At 62.5% G+C, this 22,616-nt stretch carries 19 protein-coding genes; 11 read left to right on the forward strand and 8 right to left on the reverse strand.

The genetic code is table 11. The features are described 5' to 3' along the window. Nucleotides 1–18: 18 nt before the first annotated feature. From mobH to LL962_RS05270, 4 genes are all read right to left on the reverse strand, one after another. Nucleotides 19–1,917 carry a MobH family relaxase gene (mobH, locus tag LL962_RS05255; RefSeq protein WP_228316175.1) on the reverse strand — a complete coding sequence of 633 codons (1,899 nt, stop codon included), beginning with the start codon at nucleotides 1,915–1,917 and terminating at the stop codon, nucleotides 19–21. 130 nt (nucleotides 1,918–2,047) lie between these two features. Continuing rightward, nucleotides 2,048–3,223, reverse strand: a complete 1,176-nt coding sequence (locus LL962_RS05260; RefSeq protein ID WP_228316176.1) for an MFS transporter — start codon at nucleotides 3,221–3,223, stop codon at nucleotides 2,048–2,050. A 71-nt stretch (nucleotides 3,224–3,294) separates the two neighbouring features. Beyond that, a complete protein-coding gene (locus LL962_RS05265) occupies nucleotides 3,295–4,128 on the reverse strand; it encodes a hypothetical protein (protein WP_228316177.1) in 834 nt (277 codons plus the stop codon). Nucleotides 4,129–4,303: 175 nt separating this feature from the next. After that, nucleotides 4,304–5,026 carry a helix-turn-helix domain-containing protein gene (locus LL962_RS05270; RefSeq protein WP_228316178.1) on the reverse strand — a complete coding sequence of 241 codons (723 nt, stop codon included), beginning with the start codon at nucleotides 5,024–5,026 and terminating at the stop codon, nucleotides 4,304–4,306. 247 nt (nucleotides 5,027–5,273) lie between these two features. On the opposite strand from LL962_RS05270, the gene LL962_RS05275 reads away from it, so the two are divergent. The 11 genes from LL962_RS05275 to LL962_RS05325 all read left to right on the forward strand — a co-directional run bounded on the left by LL962_RS05275 (nucleotide 5,274) and on the right by LL962_RS05325 (nucleotide 16,927). Further along, nucleotides 5,274–6,263, forward strand: coding sequence for a Bug family tripartite tricarboxylate transporter substrate binding protein (locus tag LL962_RS05275; protein ID WP_228316179.1), 990 nt, complete (start codon nucleotides 5,274–5,276; stop codon nucleotides 6,261–6,263). 5 nt (nucleotides 6,264–6,268) lie between these two features. Continuing rightward, on the forward strand, nucleotides 6,269–7,189 hold the full coding sequence (locus LL962_RS05280; protein WP_228316221.1) for a PhzF family phenazine biosynthesis protein: 921 nt from the start codon (nucleotides 6,269–6,271) through the stop codon (nucleotides 7,187–7,189). Next, a complete protein-coding gene (locus tag LL962_RS05285) occupies nucleotides 7,186–7,665 on the forward strand; it encodes a RidA family protein (protein ID WP_228316222.1) in 480 nt (159 codons plus the stop codon). The genes LL962_RS05280 and LL962_RS05285 overlap by 4 nt, the downstream gene beginning before the upstream one ends. A gap of 11 nt (nucleotides 7,666–7,676) precedes the next feature. Continuing rightward, entirely contained in the window at nucleotides 7,677–8,930 is a 1,254-nt protein-coding gene (locus LL962_RS05290) for a lyase family protein (protein WP_228316180.1), read from the forward strand. Nucleotides 8,931–8,963: 33 nt separating this feature from the next. Further along, nucleotides 8,964–9,719 (forward strand): sulfite exporter TauE/SafE family protein, encoded by a 756-nt coding sequence (locus LL962_RS05295; RefSeq protein ID WP_228316181.1) that lies wholly within the window; start codon nucleotides 8,964–8,966, stop codon nucleotides 9,717–9,719. Nucleotides 9,720–9,951: 232 nt separating this feature from the next. Beyond that, complete coding sequence (locus LL962_RS05300) at nucleotides 9,952–12,951, forward strand: DEAD/DEAH box helicase (protein WP_228316182.1); 3,000 nt, start codon at nucleotides 9,952–9,954, stop codon at nucleotides 12,949–12,951. Nucleotides 12,952–13,036: 85 nt separating this feature from the next. Then, entirely contained in the window at nucleotides 13,037–14,572 is a 1,536-nt protein-coding gene (locus LL962_RS05305) for a hypothetical protein (RefSeq protein WP_228316183.1), read from the forward strand. A 405-nt stretch (nucleotides 14,573–14,977) separates the two neighbouring features. Next, nucleotides 14,978–15,601, forward strand: a complete 624-nt coding sequence (locus LL962_RS05310; RefSeq protein ID WP_228316184.1) for a hypothetical protein — start codon at nucleotides 14,978–14,980, stop codon at nucleotides 15,599–15,601. A gap of 300 nt (nucleotides 15,602–15,901) precedes the next feature. After that, nucleotides 15,902–16,135, forward strand: a complete 234-nt coding sequence (locus tag LL962_RS05315; protein ID WP_128421519.1) for an AbrB/MazE/SpoVT family DNA-binding domain-containing protein — start codon at nucleotides 15,902–15,904, stop codon at nucleotides 16,133–16,135. Beyond that, nucleotides 16,122–16,535: a PIN domain-containing protein gene (locus LL962_RS05320; protein WP_228316185.1), complete on the forward strand. Its 414-nt coding sequence runs from the start codon at nucleotides 16,122–16,124 to the stop codon at nucleotides 16,533–16,535. Before LL962_RS05315 ends, LL962_RS05320 begins: the two co-directional genes overlap by 14 nt. Nucleotides 16,536–16,558: 23 nt before the next feature. Further along, on the forward strand, nucleotides 16,559–16,927 hold the full coding sequence (locus LL962_RS05325; RefSeq protein ID WP_228316186.1) for a DUF3742 family protein: 369 nt from the start codon (nucleotides 16,559–16,561) through the stop codon (nucleotides 16,925–16,927). Nucleotides 16,928–16,931: 4 nt separating this feature from the next. Here LL962_RS05325 and LL962_RS05330 read toward each other — a convergent pair whose 3' ends face one another. The 4 genes from LL962_RS05330 to LL962_RS05345 form a co-directional block, all read right to left on the reverse strand. After that, nucleotides 16,932–18,449 (reverse strand): conjugal transfer protein TraG N-terminal domain-containing protein, encoded by a 1,518-nt coding sequence (locus LL962_RS05330; RefSeq protein WP_228316187.1) that lies wholly within the window; start codon nucleotides 18,447–18,449, stop codon nucleotides 16,932–16,934. A 488-nt stretch (nucleotides 18,450–18,937) separates the two neighbouring features. After that, nucleotides 18,938–20,884, reverse strand: coding sequence for a DUF3732 domain-containing protein (locus tag LL962_RS05335; RefSeq protein ID WP_228316188.1), 1,947 nt, complete (start codon nucleotides 20,882–20,884; stop codon nucleotides 18,938–18,940). Continuing rightward, nucleotides 20,881–21,396 carry a three component ABC system middle component gene (locus LL962_RS05340; RefSeq protein ID WP_228316189.1) on the reverse strand — a complete coding sequence of 172 codons (516 nt, stop codon included), beginning with the start codon at nucleotides 21,394–21,396 and terminating at the stop codon, nucleotides 20,881–20,883. Before LL962_RS05340 ends, LL962_RS05335 begins: the two co-directional genes overlap by 4 nt. After that, entirely contained in the window at nucleotides 21,393–22,607 is a 1,215-nt protein-coding gene (locus tag LL962_RS05345; protein ID WP_228316190.1) for an ABC-three component system protein, read from the reverse strand. Before LL962_RS05345 ends, LL962_RS05340 begins: the two co-directional genes overlap by 4 nt. Nucleotides 22,608–22,616: the final 9 nt, after the last annotated feature.

Consider the following 22,616-nt stretch of genomic DNA (forward strand, 5'->3'; position numbering starts at 1 on the left):
GGCTACTTGTGGAAAGCGTCAGCCGTGGACGGCCGTTTCGCCCTTATCAGCCTCCGATTCTGGCGCCGGCTCCTTCAAGACGAGATACGGATTGCCAGGAAGGGATTGCGGCAGGACCATCAAGGGGTCAATGAGCAGATAGCCATGCAGTCTGCGCGTTTTGCGAGGACCGGCGACCTCGCATGTCCAGATGTTCAGTCCGTCGCGCTGCTTGCGATGCACGCGCAGTTTTTCAAACTGCTTTTGCACCCACTGCCACTCGGGAAGTTTTTCTTGCCTGGCTAAAGCGGCGACCTCCGGATGCTCCTGCGCATAGCGCTGAAAGACACCCGGGCTGACCAGGTAGGCGGTGTCCGCCACCGTGTGCACCAACGCCTTGGCATCGTTGATGACGAGCCGGCGGCTCACGATGCTATGCCGCAACCAGCTCAGGAAATGCCTGCCCGATGGTGTGGCTTGCCCATCGGCGGGAAGGCCAGCGCAGTCGGTGGTGGATGCCGTGCCTCCACCATGCGGAGTGATGGCCGGCGCGACAGTTTCGAAGGGCGTTTGCGGCGCGTCCTCGTGCGTTTTCGCGTCCGGCTGCATCAGCGCCAGCAGCGCATCGATTCCATCGTGCGGCGGTGGGGCCGATGGGAAGGGGAGGGCCGCGGCGGTGGGTGGGCGGCCAGCGGCTTCGCTTTCGGGCGCCTGCGGCGGAGATGCTGAGGGGCTTGGATGATCCGCCGCTGCCACCGGCGCCAGATCGTCCTTCATATCCGTCTCCACCACAGTCACCTGGCCATGGAAGGCTTCCGGCCGCTCGGAGGCATCCCAGACCAGGGCAGGGGAGAGGCGCAGAAACGTGAACGTATTGGACCAGCCGCCGTCGCTTCGGACCGTGGCCCGCCAGATCGCTTTGCCATCGGGTGTCGGCAACGCAATGCCATGCTCCTGCAAGACATTGAACACCGCCAGGTTGCTGGTGGGGATGCCCTCCATGCCTTGCGACAGCAAGTGCGCGCGCAACTTGTCCGAGACGGTCTTGCTGACCAGCCAGAGGGCGTCCTGCGTCAGCCAGCCATCGGAGGCTTCGGGCTGGTTGAGCTTCAGTTGGTCACGCAGCAGGTAGCGCAGGCCGTCGAGGAGCTTGCGCTGCAGGGCGTGGCGAGGGGCGGCCAGGGCTTTGGCGGGATCTCCACCCAGCGATTGCGCGACCGAGGCCTGATCGGCTTGCACGACCAGTTCGCCCAGCACGCCGGCATGTTCGTGCTGACCTGCCAGGACGTAGAGCAGCGGACCCCACAGGTCCGGAAAACCGCTGAGCCAGTCCAGGATGTCCCGGTCCAGCACGCGCACGTAGAGCAACCCGGTGGCCGCGCCATGCAGGCGATATTCGCGCCCGGCGCGATAGCGGAATCGATACGGGCGCAGCAGCGGGCCGTGCCATGGATGCCATGCGCTCCCATCACCGTACTCGACCTCCAGATCGACCGCGATCTTGCCCAGATCGTGCACCAGCGCAGCGTAGGCCACGCCAGCGGTCCAGGCCTCCGCCTGGGCGGCCTGGGCCTCGGGCGTGGCGCCAGCGGGCAGCAGATGCGACTGCCGCAGCTTCAGCGCATAGGCCACAATTTCCAGGCCATGGTCCAGCATGCCGCCCGGGTACGCGTGGTGGTGACTCTCGGAAGCGGGAAATTGTTGCACCAACTCGGCGTAGCGCTGCAGCGGCGCCCGGTAGAGATTGTCGAATTGCGCACGCGAGAGCGAGGTGCGCTGCCAGATGTGCTCGATGAGGCGCTGGCGACGGGCCGTGGAGAGTAGGGCCTGCGCCGATTGCGGCGACACGAGGCTGGAGGGGGCCGCGGAGGGCGGCGTGGCCACGAGAGCCGATGCGTCTGGGCGTTTCGCCCGCGAGCGTTGGAAAAGATTGAACATGCAGGCCCGTCGGCAGGATGGGGCTGCACCGAGATGGCGAACCCAGCCGCAGGGTGGCGCAAGTCCTTCCCTGCTGTCCGGCACCAATCGGGCACCGCGCGATGCCGATAGAGTGCGATGCACGAACGTCTCATTGCTTGGCAATGGACTGGGTTGTTCTCCCTGTCCATCCGCACAGCAAGCCAGCGATGACAGTGCTGGCTGACAATGCCCACCATGCCGGGCGATACCCGCCGATCTGATCGACGCTCCATCCGAACGCTAGCGGAAGCAGGGCGATCGACACCTGGTTCATGGCCATGGCTGCGCCGAGTGCTCGGCCGGTCTGGTCTGCCCGCGCGGATTCCGTCAGCCAGACCACCCAGGGCCCATACCAGCCAAAGCCGAAGAAGCCCGCCGCGCAGCTCAGGCTGACCAGCCATGTCAGCGGCACCGAGGCGGGGAGCAGTGCGGTGCAGGCCATGACGGCCGCACATCCCCATGCGCATCCACCAACGCTCATCCATCGCTGGCCGGGATGCCGATCGCTGGCGCGTGCCAGGAAGATGCGGCCCACGGCTCCGGCCAGTTGCGCCTGGAATAGCAGCGCTGTCGCGGTTGTCAGCGGCAGCGCGAAGACATGGGCCATGAACAGTCCCCAGTACACGCTGATGGCCGTCTGTCCCAGGACCAGCAGGGCGCCGACTACCATGGGCAACGACGTGGCGTGCCCGGCCGGGCCGGCACGCGGGGCAGCATGCGGTGCTGCAATCGGTGCCGGGCGATGAATCCAGGCGAATGCCCCACCCGCCTGGCCCATCAGGAGCGCTGCGCTGCCCATCGCATCCATCCAGCCCCGTGCGCCGATGAGCGCAGGAAAGAGCAGCGCTGCCAGTGCCCCTCCGAGGGGCAACGCTGCTTGGCGGATGCCCATCGCCAGTCCGCGTTGCGCCGGCGGGAACCAGCCGTGGACGACCCGGCTGCCGCCCGGCTGGATGGGGCTGTAGCCCAGGCCCAGCAGCACCATCGCGGCCAGGCAGGCGGGGTAGCTGTCGGCCAGTCCCAGCAAGGCCATGGCAGCGGCCACGATGCACACGCCAGCGGCGACCGGCCATCGCTCTCCGTGACGGTCCAGGGCGCAGCCGGCCAGCCACAGCCCGGGGATGGTGATGGCGCCGCAGAGCGTGGCCAGCAGGCCGAGCTGGGCATGGGTGAGCCCGAAACGCTGCTGCGCGAACACACCCCATGCACCGATGCTCTGTGTCCCGAGCGCCGCGCACAGCTGCACGCCCGTGGACACGGCGAGAATCTTCCAGCGGGTGTGCATGCGGGCGCTCCTCGGATGCAAGGATTCTGCGAGAACATGCCGCACATCGGGCGCTGGCGGCTGCGCCTGGATCAGGCCACCGCTTCCAGTTCGGATCGGGTGTGTGCCGCTTGCATGTATTGCATCAGCAGCCCGTAGTGGGTCGCCATGTTCTCGATCAACTGCCGGCTCGCTTGGTATAGCAACTGCCAGTCAGGCTCCCGCTGTGCTGCGGCGAAGTAGTCCTCCATGCCGCGCACCAGAGCGGCGAAGTGTCCACTTTCCGTGGTGCCCAGGTGATCGTGAAGGAACTGCAAATCCTCCTTGATTTCTTCCTGGCCTCGGCCCAGCCGATCACGACGCCAAGCCACGAAACAGGGCGTGGCATAGGCAAATTCACCGTGGTTGTAAAGCTCTTCCGGCAGCGAACGGATGATGGCCACCCCGAGATCTTCCCCGTTTTCCCGGTAGCGCCGCGAGGCATTGAGATATGCCTTGGCGCCGGACATGCGGTACCGATCCAGCTTCCATTGGTCGTCGCCGGTCAGGCCGGTGGCGAAGCGGTCGTACAGCAGTTGGTGGTTGGTCGTGCCGATGCCCACGTCTTCGCGCGACACCTCGGACACACGGGCCGCCGTTCGCAACAAGAGCACTTGGCGATCCTGTGGTGCGTGCTCGGCTTGTTCGAGCACGCGGAAGGCCAGGGCGCAGAAACTGGCCGATCCGATCCCCGGACTGCGCCAGTTGTGAAAGAAGATGCGCCGGGCATCAGGATGCCAGGCCATCGTGCTAAAGGCGTCGAAAAATTCTTCGATACGTCGCAGGCTTTCGATGCAATCGCGATAGGCGTTGCGCAGCGCCTGCTGCGCCTGCGGTGCATGGACCAAGGCGATTTCCGGTTCCACGATATCGTTGATGCGTTTCATGGGCGCTGTCCTCTGCGGTCGCGCGGAAAGTGACCACGTGGCAGCGCTCTCGGCGCCGCAGTGGCTTCCGAGCAGGGGCGCGATGGCAAACAACGGTGCGTCGGACTGCTCGCAGCCCCGACGTTATGCGTCGGCGGCTGCCGCTTGAATCAGGCTTCCCTGAAACGCCTGTGCGTTATTTCGTACGTGGTGCGCAGGCGCTGCGCTCTGTGTGCGCCCGCAACTCCGAGGCGGACATCCCGAAGGATTTCCTCATGATCCGTGCCAGGTAGGAGCCGGACTCCCAGCCCACCTGCTGCGCAATGCACAGCACCGATTCCTCGGTGTTTTCCAGCAGGTACTTGGCGCGCAGCAGACGCTTGCTTTGTTGGAACTCCAGGGGCGAGTGGCCGTACTGCAGGCGGAAGTAGCGCTCGACCTGGCGGCGCGACAGCCGCTGAGTGCGCGCGAACGCATCCAGCGCGAGTGGTTGATCCAGGTCGGTTTCGATGTGGTCGGCAAGCAGGCTGGCGATGTGTCGCGAAGGGTGCGGTTCGGTGTTCCGAACCGGGTGCGAACACAGTCGCGCGGCTTCCATCACCACCGCACCGCACCAAGCGGTGGTATCGATCTCGCGACCGTGTACTGCAATGTCGAGCAGGCGACGCGAGAGCGCGCCCAGTGCTGCACTTCCCGTTCGCAAGCCCTGCGAGGGGCGGACGATGGCCTGTGCTTCCAAGACAGCAGACCAAAGTTCCGGATCGACATAGATCGCGAGGTGCGTCTGCCGAAACGTCTGGGCGGACGTGGCATGGGCCGCATCTGCAGCAAGCCACAAAAAGTCGCCAGGCGACGATTGCAGGCTGCGCTCCCACGCATCCACGATCTCGAACCGTCCCTGCATCGGCACGAACAGCATGTCGCAATCGTGCGTGTGAGGTGACGCTGCGTAGCCCTGCCGGTGATTCGCCACCAGCGTAGAGCCATGGCGCAACTGCTCCCGAAAGGGAGACACCCGCAATCCCTGCGGTCCCAATTCTTGTTGCATATCCATCCCTTGTCGCGATTGTGCTGAGTGATGTCGCAATCGGATGTGCGCTCCACTCAGTGTTCGCGAAGAATTAATTGCAGCGTTTCATCCACTGCGTTTTTTTGAAAGAACTGCTATGACTCTTCGATCTCAGCGCTTTTGGCGCCTCGGCATATTGTCGGCATGCCTCGCTTTGGCATCTGCTACTTCCCGCATCGCGAACGCGCAGGATTTCCCTAGCAAACCCATCACCATTGTCGTCCCGTTTCCTGCCGGCGGGGGCACGGATGTGGTTTTTCGGTCGATCTCCCCGAAACTCCAGGCCGCCCTGGGACCTGCTGCACGCATCGTCATCGACAACCGCGCCGGTGCTGGCGGAACCGTTGGCACGGCCTCCGCCGCCAAGGCCACGCCAGACGGTTACACGTTGATTGCTGCCACGACAACGACCATTGCTTCTGCCCAGGCGGTGTATCCGAAACTCGGTTACGACCCCAACGCCCTGGTGCCCATCGGCCTGCTGGGTACCACTCCCTTCGTGCTGGTCACTGCGCCAGGATTCCCTGCGCGAACCCCGGCAGAATTCATCGCCCATGCGAAGGCCCACCCGGGCACGATCAACTACGCCAGCATCGGAAACGGCAGTGCGAGTCACTTGGTCGCGGAACTGTTCAAGCAGCGAGCAGGGGTGGAGATGACGCATGTGCCTTACCGGGGCGCCGGACCGGCGCAGACCGATCTCATGGCCGGGCAGGTGCAGGTGCTGTTCGACAACCCGACGGCGCTCGTGCAGCAGGTGCGCGCCGGGCGCATGCAGGCCCTGGCGATCACCGAGCCTTCGGCCGTGTTCCAGGACCTTCCCACCTTCGCGGCGGCGGGCATGCAGGGTTTCCGTCCCGAGCTTTGGTATGGCCTCATGGCACCGGCGGCGACACCGGAGCCGGTGATCCAGCGGCTGCACGCGGCGCTGAGCCGGGTGCTGGAGGACCGGGAAGTCCGGGCCGATCTGCTCGCCCGCGGCGTGGCTCCGGTGGCCGGAACGCCCCAGGCGTTCGCGCAGCGGATCCGTGCCGACATCGCCCTGTGGGGCGGCATCGCCCGCGCGGTCGGTGCCAAGGTGGAGTGAGCACGATGCACTCCCAGCATAGGGTTTCCCCAAGTCCAAGCCATGCATCGACCCGGGCACCGTTGGTGCGGGTCTTCACCATCGATGGCGATCCACGCGGCGGCAATCCCGCGCCGGTCTGGCTGGACGCCGAGGCCATGACCGGTGCCGAGATGCAATCGCATGCGCGTGCCAGCGGTCACGAGTCCGTCTTCGTGACCGCGTGCAGCGACGGTGTGCATCGCTGGGAAATGCGCTACTTCGTACCGATGCACGAGATGGAAATGTGTGGCCATGCCACCATCGCCGCGCTGTGGCTGCTGCATGCGCAGGACCGTTGGGACGGAGGCCCGGTCGCGATCCGCACGGCCAGCGGGACGGTGCATGGGCGCAGGGTGGACGGTCGCATCGAAATCAGCCAGCCACCGGCTTGCATGCGGTTGCTGGGCGAGGGGCACATCCGTTCGATTGTGCAGTGCCTGGGGCTCAGAACGTCGCAGGTCGTCGATGGCGTATTGAATGCCTCCACCAGTCGGGCCAAGACGCTCATCCGGCTGGACAGCATGCAAACCCTGCAGGCCCTGCGCGTCAATGCGGAGCAGGTACCTATCGTCTGTGAGCGCATTGGTTCAACCGGGTTGTATCCCTATGCCGTCTCCCGCGTCGAACCGCGGGAGGTGCATTGCAGTGCGCGACAGTTTCCCAGGGCGTCCGGCTATCTGGAGGACCCGGCGACAGGCATCGCTGCCGCTGCCCTGGCCTGGGGATTGCGCCGCATGGCGCTGGTGGGGCCGAGGTCCGCGGTGGTCACCGTCCGGCAGGGCGAGGCGATGGGATCTCCCTCTCAGATCACAGTGCGCATGCCCGCGGTGACCCAGGAGGCCGAGGGCTGCTGGGTGGGTGGCCAAGCGCTGTTGGAAACAGATTGGGGAGGGCAGTGGATATGAACCACGTTGTTTGCGCAGCCGACCGAAGGCTCGATGCACTGGTGGCGGGCGAGCCTGAGCTGAAGCCATCGGGCCGCTACAGCAGCTTCTTCCAGATTGGCGATTGCTGGGTGTCCAGCGGCGTGGTGGGGCGGCGGGGTGGTGCCATCATCGCCGGTCCACTGCGAGGCGAAGAGGACGTACCTATCGGCGAACGGGCGGCTGCCGCCGCAGTGCTGCTGCTCCTGCGCGCGGCGCAAAAGGCGCTGGGCACCCTGGACCGGGTCGATCGGGTCGTCACGCTGCAGGGCTTCATCAGCAGTACCGCGGACTTCCGAGACCACGTGCGGGTGATGGACGCGGCGTCGGCCTGCCTGCAGGACGTGCTGCCGCAATCACCGTTGCCCGCTCGCACGGCGGTGGGCGTGGCGTCGTTGCCCGGTGGCGGCGCGGTCGAGGTGATCATGGTGCTCGCGACCCGCGATATCCCGGATTGAAGGAGCCAAGAATGGTCGATCCGAAATGGGGCGCCTACACGGCCGATGCCCTCATGCACTATCCGAGCGGCCTGGGCCGGATTCCATGCAGCCTGATCCACGCTTTCGGGCTGCAAAAGCAGGCGAGCGCGCGGGCCAATGCGCACCTGCAGGAACTGCCGGTGCCCATTGCCGACGCCATTGCACTTGCTGCGCAGGAAGTGGCGGCGGGGGCGTGGGACGCGCATTTCCCACTCGGAATGTGGCAGGCAGGCGATGGCAACCAGACCCACATCAACGTCAACGAAGTGATCGCGTGCCGGGCGGCCGAGCTCATGGCCGAGACCAAGGCCGGGTCACCCGACATCGGGGCGGTTGCCGAAATCCATCCGCTCGACCACGTCAACCGGAACCAGTCGTCCAACGACAGCTGGCCGACCGTGGTGCATATGGCACTGGCCCGCGAACTACAGGCTTCGTTTTCTTCATCGCTGGAGACCTTGGTGACGGCGCTGGACCTCTTCGCAGCGAGGCATCATGAGACAGCCAAGGTCGGTCGCACCTTTCTGCGCGACGCGCATTGCACGACGGTAGGCATGGAGTTCCGTGGATTCGCCGCCTTGCTGCGCGGATCTCAATCCCATCTGGCGACCGCCTGCGAGACGCTGCGAGTGCTCCCTCAAGGGGGCGGTGCAGTGGGCAACGGCGCAGGAGTCCATCCGGGCTTCGGGACACGCTTTGCGGAGGAGCTGCGTACGCTGACGGGCATGCCGTTTCAATCTGCGCCGCAGCCATGCGCGGCCCAAGTGGTGGATACGGCGTTGCTGACGGTGTGGAGCGGGTTGGTCATGATCTCGGTGGTGTGTTTGAAGCTCTGCCGCGACATCGAGCTACTGGGATCGGGGCCCGCATGCGGATTAGGCGAGCTGTTACTGCCCGCGGTGGGGCCGGGTTCCTCCAGCATGGCCGGCAAGGTCAATCCGACCCACGCCTCCATGCTGGAGATGATGTGCATGAAGGTGCTGTCCGACCACGCGATGGTCTGTGCCTCGCTGTCGAGCGCGCGTCTGCAACTCAATACGACCTATCTGCTGGCCGCTTGCGTGACCGTGGATGCGGTTGAGACGCTAGGGCAGGGCCTGGAGTGCTTTGCCAGCTCGTGTATCGATCGGCTGGAGGTCGATCATTCGCAGTTGGACGTACACCTGGCAAAAGGACCGGGTGCGCGGTACCTGCAGTCGCGAGAGCTGGGATATGACGCGGTGGCGAGGCAAGATGTGGGGTGAGCGCAGCGCGTAGCGAATCGGAGTGACGGGTACGTGGACGAGGTGTTTTGGGTGGTGGTGATCGGTGCCGTGGTGGCAGGCTTCGTGCAGGGCTTGTCGGGTTTTGCGTTCAGTCTGGTCGCGATGTCGTTTTGGGCCTGGGCGTTGGAGCCGCGCGTTGCCGCGGCGCTCGCCGTATTCGGTGCATTGACAGGGCAACTGTTGGCCGTGGCATCGGTGCGACGTGGTTTTGACTGGCGCCTGTTGCTGCCTTTCGTGTTGGGCGGATTCGCGGGTATTCCGCTGGGCGTGGCCTTGCTGCCGCGGATCGATATGGCCATGTTCAAGGCGATCCTGGGCACGTTGCTGGTGCTGTGGTGCCCCGCGATGCTGATGGCCAAGCAGCTACCCCGCATTCGCAAAGGCGGACGTGTGGCCGACGGGGTCGTGGGACTGGCCGGTGGCGTCATGGGCGGCCTTGGCGGCTTCACCGGCGCGCTGCCCACGCTGTGGTGCACGCTGCGCGGCTACGAGAAGGACCAGCAGCGCGCCGTGATCCAGAACTTCAACTTGTCGATGCTGCTGGTCACAATGGCGACCTACCTGGGCACCGGGGCGGTCACGCGGGACATGCTGCCGCTGTTCGCCATCGTAGCCCCTGCGATGCTCGTACCGACCTTGCTTGGTGCTCGACTGTATGTCGGCCTGAGCGAGGCGACCTTTCGGCAGGTCGTGCTGGGGCTACTCACCGTGTCGGGCTTGGCAATGCTGTTGTCTGCCGTTCCACGCTTGCTGCAAAAGAGTTTTTGACGCTGTGCATCAACGCATTTCGCAATGGAATTGATGGCAAGATGAGACCACATACAGCTCGCTTGGTCATCTTGCTGGCCGCTTTGTCTGTGAGGACAAGACGGTAGGCTTCAGACGATGGTCTGCGTCCTTTGCCAAGCTTGGTTTTGGTGAAAGCGATGACCCCAAAAAAGTGGGGGCTCCGGCCTGCGAGCGACAAGATTAGTAATTTTCAGCGCGAACCGGAGACGGCATGGCAATCAAAGCAATCTTCGTCGGCATCAACAAACACCTCGATGCAACGATTCCTGAGTTGAGCGGGGCCCGCCGCGATGCGACGGCTTTATGGGCGCTGTTTACCGACACTGTCGAAGGGCTGGCTGGCCGACTGCTCGTCGATGAGGCCGCCACGCATGCAGAAGTCTCACAAACCATCCTCGGAACGCTGTCGGCCGCGTGTCAGGATGAGGTGGTCGTCATCACCTTCGCTGGGCACGGTTCTCCCGATGGAAACCTAGTCCTGTTCGATACCAACGCAGCCGATCTTTCCGGTACAGGCCTGTCGATGGCGGGCTTGGCCGATGCCTTCAAGGCGACGAAGGCGCGTGCGGTGCTGTGCGTGCTTGACTGCTGCTTCAGCGGGCAGGCGCCTGCCCGTGTGCTGGAGGCTGCAGCTCGCCCGCGAAGCGCATTTGCGTTGACCGGGATTTACGGCGAAGGGCGGATTCTGCTTGCCGCTTGTGCAACCAATGAGTCTGCCTGGGAGCAGCCGGGCACCGGGCACGGACTGCTTACGCATGCCGTGATCGAGGCGTTGACGGGTGCGGCCGGCGACTCGGTCAGCTTTCCGGAAATCGCCGGCGAGATCATCCGGCTGGCGCGTGTCGAGGCCGAGCGTATCAGTGTGACGCAGACGCCTGTATTCCTGGGCAACGTCCAGGGTGGCCTTGTGTTTCCAGCCCTCAAGCGTGGTGACAACTACGCCGCTGCGTTCCCGGCCAGAGCGGTTCAGCAAATGTCGGGGTCATTTGCGGAATTTTCCGCGCACGGCTTTCCGCCGGAAATCGTCGATCAGTGGACGACGGACTTTCCGCGAGGCCTCAATGCGCTGCAACTCAAGGCAGTCAACGAACACGGCGTACTGTCCGGCAGATCGCTGCTGGTGGTCGCGCCGACCAGCTCGGGTAAGACCATGATCGGCGAACTGGCTGCGATTCAGGCAGTCACAGCCGGCAAGAAGGCGGCATTTCTGCTGCCGTATCGGGCGCTGGTCAACGAGAAGTTCGAGGAGTTCAGCGAGCGATACGGACCCGCGGGCCTGCGCGTCGTTCGGTGCAGCGGTGATGCAACGGATGGCATTGGCCCCGTGTTGGGCGGTCGCTATGACCTGGGTTTCTTCACCTACGAAACCTTTCTCAATCTAGCGCTCGGCTCGCCGCGCCTGCTCAACCAGCTCGGCCTCGTCGTGCTTGACGAGGGCCAGTTCATCACGGACCCAAATCGAGGCATTACGGTCGAGTTGATTTTCGCGCTTCTGCTGCGGGCGCGTCAGCGCGGCATCGAGCCGCAACTGGTGATCTTGTCGGCGGTCATTGGCAACCTCAACAGCTTCGATCGCTGGCTCGACCTGCCCTTATTGATGTCCCGCGAGCGGCCTGTGCCCCTGGTCGAGGGCGTGCTCGATCGGCGCGGGACGTTCCAGTTCGTCGATGTGGACGGCACCACCAAGACCGAAGCCCTGTTGCCTGCGCATCGTATCGTGCAGCGTCGCGACAAGCCCAGCTCCCAAGACGTGATCGTGCCGTTGGTTCAGCAACTGGTTGCACAGGGCGAGAAGTTGCTGGTCTTCCGCAACATGCGTGGTCCGGCACAGGGGTGCGCCAAATACTTGTCCAAGGAATTGGGCCTGGGTCCTGCGACGACCGTCCTGGACGTGCTGCCGACTCAGGATCTGACCGGCGCCTCGCAGGATCTGCGGGAATGCCTTGCGGGGGGCACCGCGTTTCACAACACCAATCTCTTGCGCGCCGAGCGCGAAGCCGTCGAGAAAGGTTATCGCAACGCTGGCGGCGGTATCCATGCGCTGGTGGCCACCACAACGCTAGCTGCCGGCATCAACACGCCGGCATCGACGGTAATCCTGGCCGAGAACGAGTTCGTCGGTGAGGACGGCCGCCCATTCACCGTCGCCGAGTACAAGAACATGGCAGGACGGGCAGGACGGCTCGGATACAACGAGACCGGCAAGGCCATCATCCTTGCCGACACGCCGATGGAACGCGCGCAACTGTTCCAGAAGTACGTGCTCGGCGTGCCTGAAGACGTGAAGTCATCCTTCCAGCAGCGCGACCTGCCAACCTGGACATTGCGCTTGCTTAGCCAGGTTCGGGGCGTGCGAGCCAGCGAAATTCCTGGCCTCCTGGTCAACACGTTCGGCGGCTACTCTGCATCACGTGCAAACCCACAATGGATCGCGATCGTGGAGCATGAAGTCACCGCGTTGGTCGACCGCCTGCTGCAGGCCGGGCTGGCCGAGCGCGAGGGCGAGTTGATCCACCTGACCTTGCTCGGACGCGCCTGCGGCGCTTCGTCCTTGTCGTTTGGGTCGAGCCTGCGGCTGGTCGAGTTGATGAAACAACTGAACGCCGCACAGACGTCGCCCACCCAGGTGCTAGCGATGGTGCAGGTCCTCGACGAAATGGATGCGATCTACACACCGGTCATGAAGCGGGGGCGATCGGAGAGCATGCGCGCCAATGACGTAGCGCAGCGTTATGGGCATGCGATGACGCAGGCACTGCAGCGATATTGCCGGGACGAGATTGAGTTCTGGTGCCGATGCAAGCGCGCGGCGCTCTTGTACGACTGGATCGAGGGCACCCCCGTCGACGTGTTGGAGAAGCGGTTCTCGACCACGCCCTTCGGAGGCGCGATCGGATACGGAAACATCATCGGAATCACCGACGCAACCCGCTTTCACCTGCGCTCAACGCACCAAATCCTGTCGGCGCTCCTCCCGGACCAGCCCACGTTCCTGGCGGGACTCGACGAAGTTCTGCAACGACTCGAATTCGGCCTTCCGGCCGGTGCCCTGCCGCTCACAAACTTGCCGCTCGCCCTGACCAGGGGGCAATACCTCGGGCTCTTCCACGCCGGATGCTTGACGCCGGAAGCTGTGAACGACTTGAGCAGCGAGCGGCTAGAAGCATGCATTGGTCCAACTAGCGCGTCGCTGCTGAGGCCCAAAGGATGAACACCATAGTCCTGTGCAGGGGAATGAAATTATTGGAGAGACACGTCGCCACCATGGCGTCGTGGCCGCGAACGGAGTCAATGTGATGAGCGGCCACAAGCAGGGAAGGAGCGAAATGGCGAATACGTGCATCGTTTGCGGCCAAGCCGCAGGTTCTGGCGAACACGTCTTTCCGGCCGCACTGGGCGGTAGGCGAATCAACAAGAAGATCTACTGCACCAAGCACGATAACGGCTATTCCGGTCTGGTCGCGGATCTGGCGAATCAGATGGATGTTCTCAACGCGCAGTTGGGAGTGGTTCCAGACCACTCAGACGATGTCAAAAGTGTCTACGCGCGGGACCCGCATACCGGGGAGGAGTTGAGGCTTTCCGTTAAGCAAAACTCGTTCACGGCGTCACGCGTCATCTCGCAGCAGCATGTGGAAAACGGCCTGCTGGTTGACATGTCTTTTCCCAATCGAGAAGCGATGAAGCAATGGCTGGCGGAGCAAAAGGCCATGGGCATCGACGTGAAGCTGCTACGGAGGCCAGAAGAGCGCCCCTACTTCCTTGATGCGGTCCACCACCGGCGCCGGTTTGGCGGCCGGTGCGGCCTCGGCGCCGTGGCTTATGTGACGCAGACCTTTTTGGCCCAGGCGTTCCCGGAGCTGGCGCGATCGAACGACGTTGCAGATTTCATCACTTATACCCAAGCCATTGCTGCGGTCGCCCAAATTCGAGGCGGCTGTGGCGAACCTGCGGATGGTCCTGTCGATCCGAAATTGGGGCCAGCGCTGCAAACACTAGAGGCCGCTCAGGCACCCTGGGGTGGCCATGCGCCGGTTTGGTGGGACTTTGACCCGCAGCCCGACGCGACTCCGAATGCCTTTGAGTTTGGGCATCGCGTGGTGGTTGGGGTTGACGCTGCAGATGGACAGATTTTTGGGCGCTTCTCGCTGTTCTCGGCAATCCACTTTGGTATGCACTTTGGGGATGCGAGTGCGGGCGTCACGACCAGGACGGTGACAGTCGACATCGATCCCATGGCTGCTCATCCGCCCAACGACATCAAGAAAGTCGAGGCTGCTTCAGCCACCGCTCGAGTCACTCGGCCAGCAGACCCCACGGAAGGCTTGGCCACGGCCATCTCTGGAAATACCCAAGAGGCTGTGTTCACTGATTTGATACAGCGGATCGAGGCCCATTCCCTCGCCAAGACGGCCGCCAAGATGCATGTTGAGCTCGCCGCTTATTCCATCGCGTCATACTTCGAAGGCGACAAACTTATCGGTCGCGTAGTAGATGGGCAGGCGCAGCGCGTTTTCAACATGGCTAAATGGGTACTTAAAAACTTCAAGCAAAGCCTTCCAGCTGAATTGCTTCCTGTGCTTGGCCCAATCATTGACTCAATGACAGCGCACGATCCTACTTCGATCAATGGGCTGTCTCAGATGGCGAGCGCAACGCTTGAACTCGCCAAAGCGGCACTGGTCGCGAAGATGCGGGAGGACATCGTGGCCGGTCGGCTCGATGAGCGCCGCATTGTCGAGTTGATGGGCGAGGGGCCTGGCGCAGCAGTGGTGGGCGAGATCGTCCTTGCGCCGATCATGCAAGCAATTGAGCGCGAAAAGGGCGCGTGACTGTGGTGTCATGGACAGTCAGGCTCGCCATGCAGACCTTTGCGGAACTTGATCTGGGAAGTTTCGCACGTCAGGCGCTGCGTCAGGTGGATCAGTCCGAGTCTTGCTTGATCGCTACTTACATGTCTCCTCTCTGTCCGCCGCCTCCGGGCTGCTGGATCAAGGTGTTCGACTCGCCAGTTCTTTGTAGCAGTTCTGAGAGAACTCGGTGTCGGTGGTTCTGAACTGAAATTTCGATATCTTCGATGTCGTCATGTTTGCGCAAGTCCGGGGCGTTCTGCCATGGGGGAAATTGCCGTCTGGTTCGTCTTATCTAAAGAGGTACCCCCGGCACGTGCTGACGATCGTGACGCATCGTGCTGGGGGAATCTGGACCAAAATCCAAAGAGGAACCAGAGTCAGCACATGGACAACGAAAAAGACCAACCTTCCACCCCTTCCCGTGCCCAGTTGCGCGAGCTTGCTGCCCAGGGGCGCAAAACCATCGCGGTGTATGAAGGAGGAAGGGCGCTCAGCGTGTTGCTGTGGATGTTGGCGCTTCTGTGTGTGGTGCCTGGTTTGGCAATGCTGTCATTTGCTCGGCAGGGTGGGCTATTGGTCGCCTCGGCGTTCTTGCTGATAGGTATTGCATTTGGAGCGCTCGGAAGGGCATTAGGCCGTCGCCGCAAAGTTCCTTTCCTCACGCTCGGGGAGCAGGGACTGCACTACGCCGATCTGACGCAGCCGATACCGTGGACCGCGATCGAAAATTACCGTGTAGGTGCGGGCACTCATCGCGGCGAAAACCTAATCGTGTTCGTCGACTTGTCCCAAGGCTACGAGGTTCCGCTCAGGGACAAGAACGTGACGAGTGCTTGGCACAGCGTCCGGCGCGCTTGGTACAACGCCAAGGAAAATTGGATCATCTTCAAGGCGACCGGCGTGCGTGGGATGACCAATCCCGAACTGGTCGAGCATCTATCGACGTACTGGCAGGCCGGTCTCGCCCGCGCGCAGCTCGGGAACCTGGACGAGTCGTTGGTGGGGTGAGCATCAAGGCATCGCCAGCGACTTGGATAGCATCCCTGGCTGCACTTTGATTCGTGCAGGGGCATGTCGCTGCTAACAAGCTTGGCTCTTCGGCGGTTGCCACTGTTTTGGCGGCAAAAAAACAGCGAAAAGCCTTTTTTCCTTTTCAGGATAGAGCCTTTCCCCTTACTGCCCCTTCCATTCCATTTCCCCTTTGACGTGCCTGGCCGGGCGTAACTGCCGTAATGAAGCCGGGGTTGCGAAGACGGTCAGGAGTTGTAGGATATACGTCAATTGTGTATATCCTTGAAGGGCGCTAACATGCAAGTCGCAAAGTGGGGCAATAGTCTGGCAGTGCGTCTGCCTGCAAGCCTGGTGGAGGCCCTGGAGTTGCGCGAGGGCGACGACATCGAGATTGTCGTGGACGAGCCACGCCTTTTCGCGGTGCGCAAGAAGCCAGGTTCGGAAGCTCTGTTGGAGCGGCTTCGCGCGTTCCGCGGCAAGCTGCCGGCAGATTTCAGGTTCAACCGGGAAGAGGCCAATGGTCGGGGGTAGGGCCAAGATATTCCTGGACAGCAATGTGGTGCTTTACCTGTTGTCCGAGGACTCCGCGAAGGCGGATGATGCTGAAAAGCTCCTTCAGCGGCGGCCGATCATCAGCGTGCAGGTGCTCAACGAAGTTACTCACGTGTGTGTGCGCAAGCTCAAGATGGGGTGGGGCGAGGTGGGGCAATTCCTTGCGCTGGTGCGGGAATTCTGCAAGGTTGTGCCTCTCACGGTCGAAGTGCACGACCGGGCTCGGCAGTTGGCCGAACGGCACCAGCTGTCGTTCTACGATGCCTGCATCATTGCGGCGGCAGCCATCGAAGGCTGTCAGACCCTGTACACGGAAGACATGCAACACGGCCTCATCATCGAAGAAAGCCTTTCGATCCGGAATCCATTCAACACCTGATCCAACGATTGCAGGAGGACACCATGATGGCTACCTCTTACTCCAAGCCAACATTGAGCCGCAGGGCTGGACGTGCTGCGAGGAGGGTGTGGCGCTGGCTGGTACAGCGCGACAGCCAGTTTAATGAATGGGTGGCCGCTTTCGTCCCATCTCGGGAAACTGCACTACTCGTGAGTTGGTGCGTCAAGTTCGTCATTCTCGGCCTTGCTATCTACGTGGCTTTTGGGGTTGCCTTGTTGATTGCTACTTCCCTTGCATTGATTTGGGTTGTAAGCAAATCTGAACTAGAGACTCCATCAAAACCAGAGTGGCGGGACGGCCATTCTGGATATGGCTTCTATGACAAAAATGAGTGGCGTCACGATATGGGAGACACTGGCGAAGATTCGTAAATTTTCATTTGAAGACTGATTTCACGCCTCCTATCACGCCTCTTCCGCCACTTCCTCCCGCTGATTTCGCGTCTCCTGTTGCCGCTGTTAGCGCTCCTACGAGATTGCCGGCTCGTACCCCAGCCCAAGCCAATGCCATAACCCAGAAGCTCGGAAGAACGATGAACATCGATGCCATCACGAAGTTCAGGAGCATGTCTCCGAAGGCATTGTTGAGGCCTAGAAACAGGTTGAGGTTGCTGTGCGGTGAATTCCACCCGTAGAGCGCATCAAGGATGGTGCTATCAAGCCAGCGCGCCAACTGGAACCAGAAATCCACGAAGAACAGCGCGAACTGTACGCAACTCATCGTCACCACGGCCTTGAGGTCGTAAGTGCCGAATAGCAGTACGAGAGGGATGCAGATGACCATCGCCATCTTGAGAAACGACAGAACCATCGGCAGCGCCTGCCGTACCACATCCATCGCCGGGAAGAACCCGATCGAGCCAGCTGCCAGACCGACGTCAGCTGCGCCGCGCGTCACGATGTTGGGTAGCGTCATGTCCACCTGGCCGCCGTAGTCGGCGTAGGCCTGTCCTTGGTTCATTGTCTGCTGCCGCGGTGCGGCGATCGCGCGGATGATGGCATCGTCCGCCTGTTGGCGTGAGACGAAACCCACCCATCGCCCGATACGCGACAGCAGATCGGGATCGACCTGGGCGAGCAAACGGTTACGCAAACCTTGGTCTCCGTCCGACCACCATTGCTGGCAGGTTGGATAGCCGCCTCCGTTGTCCACCTGGGCTAGGCCTGCATCGCGCGTCGCGTTATAGGGCCATGCAGAGCGCGGTGTTTGCGAGTGGTAGGTGTCGTAAAACCCGTCCGTGCCCAGGAAGTAGGCCGATCCGATCCAGGTCACATCGTTCATCTCTGCTTCGGAGAGCGCCGGGCGGCCCATGAATAGCTTTGCGCGCGCGAGGCCGTAGCAGTCGTGTGTGAAGTCGGCGACTTCCTGGGCCAGCACGGGGTCATTGATGCGTATGCTGTCGATCTCCATGCGCATCTGCCGCAGATCGGTACCGCACGGGATGGCGGCGACGGCCGCGCCCGTGACGGCCTTCGAAACCGCATGCATGAAGAACCACCAGACCGGTACCTGCGCACTCTGATTGTTGAGCGTGGTGAAGGCATTGGACCATCGTGTGTCCTGCGGTGTTGCCAAATCTACCTTGCATTGCGTGGAGCGCGAGGCATCGAACTGGATCGTCGAGAGATTGACGTTGATGAAGGGGATGCCGGCGAACAGGATGACCACGATGGCGACCCATACGCGGTTCTCGATGCGGACCGCCGACAGCACTCCCTTGTTCCCCTCGTCGGCACCCTCGGTGCGCGCCCGGAGCCATTCTTGGATGACGATGGACACGAAGGGCAGGGCGAACATGCCGCTGGCGACCAAGATGTTCCATATCCCGTTGTGCACGATCCAGCCGACCAGCGTGAGGTAGTACTCCAAGTAGTCTGTGGTGTAGAGGGTCATGAAATCTCCGCGCCTAGCGTGGAGCTTGATGTTGGGGGGTCGCGCGTCCGTATAGGCAGACAATCCGAATTGCGCCCGCCCTGATTCTTATGGATTGGCTTTCAGGGACGAGGGCAACCAAGAATTGAAGGCCTGCCGGCTACCGGTTATGGTGCCGGGGAGCCTTGGTTGCCGCGTATCTGATGACCGTTGATGTCAGTCCTAGGTCTTGGAAGCCATATCGAATCGTCTATTGAGTGTCGCAGGAGTCCGGAGTAGCACACGTGAGTTTCTATTCCAGCTAAGTTGACGAGCAAGCCCACTAACATGAACACCACTAGGTGATCGCCCTAAGCCCGACTGGTATCGGCCAGAAGCTGCTGTTGGATAGGCCTCGTCCGAGATCCTCTTCAGGCTGATTGCGGTCTTCCTGTCTTAACGTCCCAATGACTGCTCCTGCCGTTGGCGGTCATTCGCACCCAGAGGTATGGACGCCAGCACGAAGGCGCTCAGGTGGCACGTGGCCAATCTTCGGGTACCAACTTGAGTCCGTCACGCCAGCGCTCGCGTAGCGCGTCCTGGAATCGGGTGTCATCGCTAAAGTCCGGGTGATCCGTGATGATCACCTGGAACTTGCCCTGCAGGCTGGCGACCACATCAAAGATAAGGCCGAAGAGGCGCTTCACGGCCTTGCGATCGGTGTCGATCTTCTCTTGAGTCACTCCCTCTCCCGGCACCGTGTCCGGAGAGAAGTGCGCCTGCGAGAGCTGATCCAGTAACAGGAAAGATGGCACTGGCCGCCCGCGGCTCGCGAACCAAGTGTGCAGGGCCAGGTGCGCCACGATGTGATAGCCCACATGGTTCTCGCCGCTGCCGATCTCGCGCATCTGCACAGGCCGCTCCAGCGTGTCCGCCACGATGGTCAGGTTGCGAGGGTCCAGGCGCAAGGGTGTATCGGAATACTCCAGGTCGATCTGCTTGGCGTAATTCCATAGATGCTGGTTGACGTTGGACAAGCAGGACTCCATCTTGGCCTGGATGGTGTCGGCACTGACCGCCTCGTCGAGCAGGCCCTCCTGCAGCCGCAGTTCCTTCAGTCGCTCCTGCTGCGCGCTGAGATCCGGCATTTGCGGGATGTTTTCCATGTACAGGCTGATCCGGCCGAGCACCATGGCGCGCCGCGCTTCCATGTCCGATGCCAGTTGCAGACGCTGGTTGCCCCGCTTGACTGCCGTCAGCAGGACGCGGTTGTCTTCCATGCGGCGGCGCACATCTGATAGCTTGGTCTCGACATCCTGGATGGCGGTCTCGATGCGTGGGGTCGCTGCATCCATCGCGCCACTGCGTTCGCCGATATAGTCCTGGGCGGCCCGGAGGTCGCCGATGGACGGAACCTTCGAGGTTTCGGGCAGCCCTTGCAGACACAACGGGCAGGCATGTCCTGGCTGGTCATGCTCGAAGACGCTCACAGCTTGCAGGCGCGCTGTGTGCTCTCGCGCTTCCGTCGAATACCCCTTGGAACTGCCTTCGAAGCTGCGTGCACGCTCAAGCGTGGACCGCAAGGTGCGCTGCTCCTGCAGGAGTTCGCTGCGCACCGAGGAGAGCCTGTGGAACTCAGCGTCGCCGTCGACCTCTGCCGCTGCCGAAGGCACCGGCCTGTTCTGAATCTCGCGCAGTGTGTCGAGCTTTTCCTGCCAGGATGCGCTGTCAGGGAGCTCGCTCATTCCGACCGATTTGGCTTCGGCCAGCAGCGTGTCCGCGCGGCCAACGCCATTGCCTCGGATTGCGGCGGCTTCCGCAAGCCGGCGGTCGATCTGGCGTATCTCGGCACGAACGCGTTTGAGTTCCTGCTGATTGGCGACGTAGCCGTCGGTGACCGCGCCCAGGAAGTAGGGCAGGGTGTCCTTGATCGCCTGCGCTACAAATCGGTCACTGGAGCCATGGAACAGGTGCTTGCGCTGCGCGATCTCGTTCTGCGATTGCAAGCAGAAGGTGAGCGCATGGCTGATGGTGGCGGCCAGCGCATCGCGCGTTTGCCCAGGTGGCGGTTCATGCAGATAGTCCGACAGGCCTGTCCAGGAAGCCAATAGCGAACGCAGCCCCTCTCGGTTGGTGGTCTGGCGCAGCACCGAGGCTGGGGGAATGTCGATCTCAGTGTCGGTCTGCACATAAACCACCTCGTTGGACTTGCCGTCTCCTATCGGCAGTTGCCGCGCCACAAAGGCCTGACCACGCGTTGTCTGCAGCAGCAATGCAAACCAGGCAACATTTCGGCGGACCTTGCCTTCGGGCACGTCGATCTCTTTAGCCCCGAAGCAGTAGTCGATGATGCCCAGGATCGCCGACTTGCCCGTGCGCGAGTCTCCAGAAATGATGTTGACGCGGCCTGGTTCGAAGGGCACCACGCGGTGGCGTCCGTCGTGGCTGTAGATCACTACGGCGCGAATCTGAATCATGCTTGAACTCCCAATAGCGCCAACACGGTTGGGGGCGCGCCCGCTTTGCACAGCCAACGACCGACGAACACGGCCTGGCGCATGCAGTCCCTCACCTCGGTGCTCGATGCGCCCAAGTAGGTCTTGATCTTTTTGGCTTGCGATTCGCCGGCGGCAATTCGGCGGCCATCCAGCGCGAGCAGTTGGTGCTGCGCGCCGAACAGCAAGGCCTCGCGGACCGTCTGCCGCAACACGACCACGCCCTTGGCGACGGCCGAACGCTCCAGCGGATGATCGTGCACCCAGGTGGCCAGTGAACTCGTGATCGTGCGAGGCAATTGCTCCCGCGTCTGGCCACGCAGCACCAGGCTCGCGCCCACGAAGGCCAGCTCAAACGGCAGCGCCGCCTGGCCTGTGCCGAGAGCCTTCGCCTCGGTGGTGTAGCCATGCGCGAGATGCCACACTGCGACGGCGCAGAAGGCTGGGTTGAGCAGATTGCGCTGCTCGATGGTGCGATCCTGCCAAGCCGTCATGCTGTCTTCCCCTGAGCGGCAGCGTCGAGGACGGCTTTCAGCCGGGTCTCGAACTGTGGATGCCAGCCCACGCGCATGTCCTCTGCGAGCATGTGCAGCGAACCGCGGCAGACCCAAGGGACATCCACACCCGAACGGATGAAGACATGGGCGTCTTCTGCCCACTTCAGGAGCGCGCGCCCCGCCTGTGCCATTGCCGCATCGGTGGCGTCCGCGCCGAGCTCGTCGCAGACTTGGCCGTACTGCAGCTCCCATTCGGCCTGCAGGCGCTTGTCGTACTTGTCCAGGTCGGCATCGAACAGCAGGTCGTGGCGGGTCCAGGCAGAGCGTTGCCGAAAAGCCTGCAGATAGCTGGTGATCGCGTTTCGGATGCGCAGTTGGCTACCGCTTACCAGTTCGACCTGTTTGTAGAAAGGGCGATCAGCGAATTCTGGCAGTTGTTCCAGCGCGATCATCAGCGCGTCGAGGTCCTCATCGATCGGCAGGGCGTCGGGTTTCAGCGATTCCTGGATGTCCGAGATCTGCGCGTCGATCTCGGCGCGAGGGATGCCGCCCTCGGGGTGGACCAGTTCCTTCAGCACCCGCTTGAACCACCAACCTTCGAGCATCTGCACCGACAGCGCCTGATGGTTCAGAGCGACATGGTAGAGCTCGGACTGCAACTGCTCTGTGATCTCGACGGCGTCGGGCTGCGACGGGATCACGTAGACCTGTGCCAGCAGGCCTTCGCGCTCATTATCCTCCAGTGCGAGGTAGGCCTCGAAAGCCGGCTTTAGCTCGCTGTTGGTGGAACTGATCGCTGCATGCTTGAGTCGCTTGGCCGCCTCAGCCACGTCGCGGTCGCGGCCTTCGATGCCCAGGGCGGCGCATGCGCTTCCAGGCGCGGCCGCCGCGGTGGTGATCAGAAAGCGCGCTGTGCCAAGCGGAATTTCACCGCTGGCCAGACCGACAAGCCAGACGCGCAGCGTCTTCCACAGTTCTGCGCTCAAATCTGTCAGGTTCGCAGCCGCCTTCAGAGAGTGCTTGGCCTGCAGCACTGCCAGCGGTTCTCCGCCGACTTCGAAACTCACGTCATCTAATGTTTCCAGGCTGACGACGAAGTCGCTGGTACGGCTGCGGCGAATTGCCCACAGCAGGGCAAGTCGGACCTGGTATAGGTAGCCCACCATTGACGGGGCGGCGCCGAAGGTGGAGATGCTGGGCGGGATCATTGTGGATGC

The organism is Xanthomonas sp. NCPPB 1067, assembly GCF_020783795.1.
GTDB lineage: Bacteria > Pseudomonadota > Gammaproteobacteria > Xanthomonadales > Xanthomonadaceae > Xanthomonas > Xanthomonas melonis.